General features: G+C 57.6%; 5 protein-coding genes. 4 read left to right on the forward strand and 1 reads right to left on the reverse strand.

Annotated elements, in window-relative coordinates; genetic code table 11:
* Window positions 1-58: 58 nt before the first annotated feature.
* The 4 genes from ACWI8T_RS08335 (at window position 59) to folB (ending at window position 3,580) form a co-directional block, all read left to right on the forward strand.
* Window positions 59-1,540, forward strand: coding sequence for an alanine/glycine:cation symporter family protein (locus tag ACWI8T_RS08335; RefSeq protein ID WP_449138602.1), 1,482 nt, complete (start codon window positions 59-61; stop codon window positions 1,538-1,540).
* Between the two features lie 196 nt (window positions 1,541-1,736).
* Window positions 1,737-2,294, forward strand: coding sequence for a GTP cyclohydrolase I FolE (gene folE / locus ACWI8T_RS08340; protein ID WP_294377528.1), 558 nt, complete (start codon window positions 1,737-1,739; stop codon window positions 2,292-2,294).
* 87 nt (window positions 2,295-2,381) lie between these two features.
* On the forward strand, window positions 2,382-3,203 hold the full coding sequence (locus ACWI8T_RS08345; RefSeq protein WP_449138603.1) for an HD domain-containing protein: 822 nt from the start codon (window positions 2,382-2,384) through the stop codon (window positions 3,201-3,203).
* 17 nt (window positions 3,204-3,220) lie between these two features.
* The gene (gene folB, locus ACWI8T_RS08350; RefSeq protein ID WP_449138604.1) at window positions 3,221-3,580 is read left to right on the forward strand and encodes a dihydroneopterin aldolase; all 360 of its coding nucleotides are present in this window, start codon (window positions 3,221-3,223) and stop codon (window positions 3,578-3,580) included.
* Window positions 3,581-3,601: 21 nt separating this feature from the next.
* Here the strand turns inward: folB and ACWI8T_RS08355 are convergent.
* The coding region (locus ACWI8T_RS08355) for a DMT family transporter (protein WP_449138605.1) at window positions 3,602-4,488 on the reverse strand (887 nt) is incomplete at its 5' end.

Here is a 4,488-nt window from a genome sequence, read left to right on the forward strand (position 1 = left end):
CGCGCGCGGCGTTAGATAGTCGGACGTTTCGCGATGCGGAATGAAGAAAGGAAGAGTTGTGGAACAGTTTTTCGCCACGGTGAACAGCATTTTGGTCGCCATCGACGATTTTATTTGGGACGTGCCGCTTATGGTCCTCATTTTGGCCGGTGGCATTCTGCTGACCGTGCGCCTGCGTGGCCTGCAGTTTTCCAAGTTGCCCCGCGCGCTTCGCTACATGATGAAGAATGAAGAGGGTGAAGACGCTCACGGCGAGGTGTCGAGCTTCGGCGCGCTGTGCACGGCGCTTTCGGCTACCATCGGCACCGGCAATATCGTGGGCGTTGCGACGGCTATCGTTGCTGGCGGTCCGGGCGCGATGTTCTGGATGTGGCTCGCTGCGTTGTTCGGAATGGCCACGAAGTATTCCGAGGGCCTGCTTGCGGTGAAGTATCGCAGCATTGACGAAGACGGCCATGTGCTCGGCGGCCCGTTCTATTACATCGAGCGCGGCATGAAGCAGCGTCTGCCCCAGATTTCCTGGCGTTGGCTCGCAAAGATCTTCGCGTTCTTCGGAATGTGCGTCGGCCTGTTCGGCATTGGTACCTTCACGCAGGTGAACTCCATCAACTCGGCTATCACCGGCTTCTTTGACCCGAACATGGCGAATACCGTGAGCCTGTTCGGCATGGAATATTCGCTCGCTACGGTTATCGGCTCGCTCGTCGTTGCCATTTTCGTTGGCCTGGTTGTCATTGGCGGCCTGAAGCGCATTTCGAGCGTCGCTCAGAAGATCATTCCCGTTATGGTGGTCATCTATGTGGGCTTCTCTCTGGTGCTCATTGCGGTGAATATCACCGCTCTGCCCGATGCGCTGGTCACGATTGTCGAGAGCGCGTTTGGCCTGCGTGCCGCCGCTGGTGGCGCCCTGGGTGCGATTATCATTGCTATGCAGAAGGGCATCGCGCGCGGTATTTTCTCCAATGAGGCTGGCCTCGGTTCTGCTCCTATTGCCGCCGCCGCTGCCCAGACCAAAGAGCCTGTGCGTCAGGGCCTGGTTTCTATGACGGGCACCTTCCTGGATACGATCATCGTGTGCTCCATGACCGGCTTGGCCCTCGTGATGACGGGCGCGTATCAGATTCCCGGCCTTGAGGGCGCGGCCGTTACCACCGCCGCATTCCAGGCTGGCTTGCCGTTCATTCCCGGCGAGGCCGTGAGCTTCGTGCTCATGCTTTGCCTGGCGCTGTTTGGCTTCACCACCATTCTTGGCTGGGACTACTATGGCGAGCGCTGCCTCGAGTATTTCAGCAACGGCTCGAAGAAGGCCGTGAAGGTGTATCGCTGGGCTTATATCGCCTGCGTGTTCGCCGGCCCGTACATGACGGTTGCTGCCGTGTGGACCATCGCCGACATCTTCAACGCATGCATGGCTATTCCGAATATGATCGCCCTGATCGTGCTTTCGGGCGTGGTTGTTCGCGAGACCAAGGACTTCTTCAAGCGTCTTGAGGAAGCGAACGGCGACGAGGAAGCTATGGTTCCGTACAAGGCGCAGTAAGAATCGATTTGCCCGATGGAAGCGGGCGACGGCGAACCGATTGGCTTCATGTGAAGTTGCGGATCGCTGCCGCCCGCTCGTTTGAAGAAACTTCGAGCCAACGGCGCTTTCGGCGTTTGCAGCTTTATAATGTCTCCCATGAACCGACGCGCCTTCGGGCGCGTTTTTGTTGTTTGCGGAAAGACGGGAACCAAACGTGGTCGACCAGGAGAAAATCCAACAGGCTGTTCGCCTTTTGCTCGAGGGCATGGGGGAAGACGTTGAGCGTGAAGGGCTGCTCGAGACGCCTCAGCGCGTGGGGCGCATGTATGCCGAAATTTGCCGAGGCATGGACGAATCGGCATCGGAGCATTTGTCTACGACGTTTTCCATCGACTCCGACGATATGGTCGTCGAGCGCGATATTCAGTTCTACTCGCTGTGCGAGCACCACTTGCTTCCGTTTTATGGCAAGGTTCATCTCGCCTATATCCCCGACGGTCGCGTGACGGGGCTCTCGAAGCTCGCGCGTACGGTCGAGGTGTTCTCTCGACGCCTGCAGCTGCAGGAGCGATTGACTTCGCAAATCGCCGATGCGCTCATGGATGATTTGGGCGCGAAGGGCGCTATCGTCATGGTCGAGGGCGAGCACATGTGCATGTCGATGCGCGGTGTGAGCAAGCCGGGCGCTTCGACCGCAACGCTTGCAAAGCGTGGCGTTTTCGAAGGCAATCAGGCGCTGGTTGACGAATTCTTCCGCCTGATTGGGAAATAGTCCGAGTGCATAGACCATCGATGAGCCTTGCTTTTTTGCGAGGCTTATTATTTTGATTGACCGAATGCATGAACCGGGGAGGCGAGTATGGCGAAGCCCGATAAAACCGAACGATTCAAAGTAACCGAACGCGAGGCCGGAACGGGGCGCGTTGTGCACGAAATGCAGGGCGACGCTCCAGCTTTGGCGGCGGTAAGCACGCCCGACGCCGCGAAGCTCGAGGGCTTCGAGGGCCCGGTTAACCCCCTTGCGGTTGACTCCCGCTTTTCCGCGACTTCCGTGCCCGTAACGGGCGGCGGGGTTTCTGTTGCCGAGGTTTTGCCGTCGGGCGCGTCGTCCCTTGGGGCAACGTCGCCGAAGACGGCATCGATGATTGCGCGCGAGCAGGAGCTCGAGTTGCGTGGCATTTGCGGAAATGACCAGGTCATGCCTGCGGTAGATGCGATTCGCCGCCATCCCGATTTCGTCGACCACATGAAGCGCATCCATCGTGCCGAATTGGGCCGCGAGTTTTGTTGTCATGGGATCGATCACCTGCTCGACGTGGCGCGCATCGCCTACATTCGGGTGCTTGAGCGCAAAATGCCCTTCCGAAAAGAAACGGTCTATGCGGCAGCCCTCCTTCACGATTTGGGCAAGGCTGAGCAATATGAGCACGGCGAGCCGCATGAAGTTGCGGGCGCGCGCGTTGCGACGAACATCTTGATGGATATCGATGGCTTCTCGGCGCTTGAAAAAACGGCCATTGTTGCTGCTGTGGCGCAGCACCGCCGCTTCGCCGACGATGCCTCGCCGTTGGGGAAGCTGCTCTATGAGGCTGATAAAGTGTCTCGCCCGTGTTACGCGTGCGCGGCGCGTGAGCGATGCGACTGGCTGCCCGAAAAAATGAATGCCGGCATTAAAATCTAGATTGAACAGGGGATACGATGGATGAAATCCGCATCGTCGATTTAGAAGTATTTGCGAACCACGGCGTGTTTCCTGAAGAAAACGCGTTAGGGCAGAAATTCATTGTGAGCCTGGCGTTGCGTGGCGATTTTTCTGCGGCATGCAAAAGCGATGCGTTGGACGATTCGGTCGACTACGGCGCGGTATGCCGTCTGGTCGATGCGACGTTGCGCGCATCGACGTTCAAGCTGATCGAGCGCGCAGCGCAGGCTGTGGCCGATGCCGTGTTGGATAGATTTCCGCTGATTCAAGAAATCGATGTTGAACTGAAAAAGCCTTGGGCGCCTATCGGCCTGCCTGTTGCGTATGCCTCGGTGAAAATTACACGAGGGCGATAGGCTGAATTGAGCGCAGACGGATCACTCTTTTTTCGGCCTGGGAAATATTTCGCTTATCACGATGGCGCAGAAGATGAGCGCGAAGCCCGCAAGCAGCATCCAGGTGAGCTCTTCGCCATAAAGCAGCACGGAAAACGCCACGCCAAACACGCTTTCAAGCGAGAGCAAAAGCGACGCTTGCGCCGGAGGAATTTTCGCTTGCGCCACATTTTGAAATACCATGGCCAAGCACGAAGCGAAGACCACCAGGTAGCCGAGTTGCGCCCAAAAATCGATGCCGAGCGATGAGAAAGCGGGCGCAGGTTCGCTGAGCGCTCCAATTGCGATGCCGCACAGGCCGCTTGTGCCGATTTGCACGATGGTGATGGTCATGATGTCTCGACGGTCGGCGAAAACGGGCACCATAACCATATGCAGCGCGAAGAACACGGCCGAAAGCAGGGTCATGGCATCGCCCCAGCGCATAGAGAACGTGAAATCGCCGCCGAGCGAAACGAACCCGACGCCCGCAATGCACATGACGGCGGCTACCAGGTTGAATACCGTGGGGCGACGCTTCGCCACAATCCAATAAAGGAACGGCACCATGACGCAATACGTCGCAGTAAGAAACGCATTGCGGCCGGGGGTCGTGTCGGTAATGCCAATGGTTTGAATCCAGAAGCCCAAAAACGAGAGCACGCCAAGCACGACGCCTGCAAAAAGATGGCTCGTATCGAAGTTCGCACGCAGCGTTTTATGGAACACCACAGCCAGAATTGCGGCGGTGGCGACGAAGCGCATGCCCATAAGCCACGCGGGCGATACGGCATCGACGGCGTCTTTTACGACAACGAAGCTGAAGCCCCAAATAATGGTGGCTGCAATAATGAGCAGTTTGTAGAACAGGGCGGGGAGTTCTTTTTTCA

It is taken from the genome of Slackia sp., from assembly GCF_977041755.1.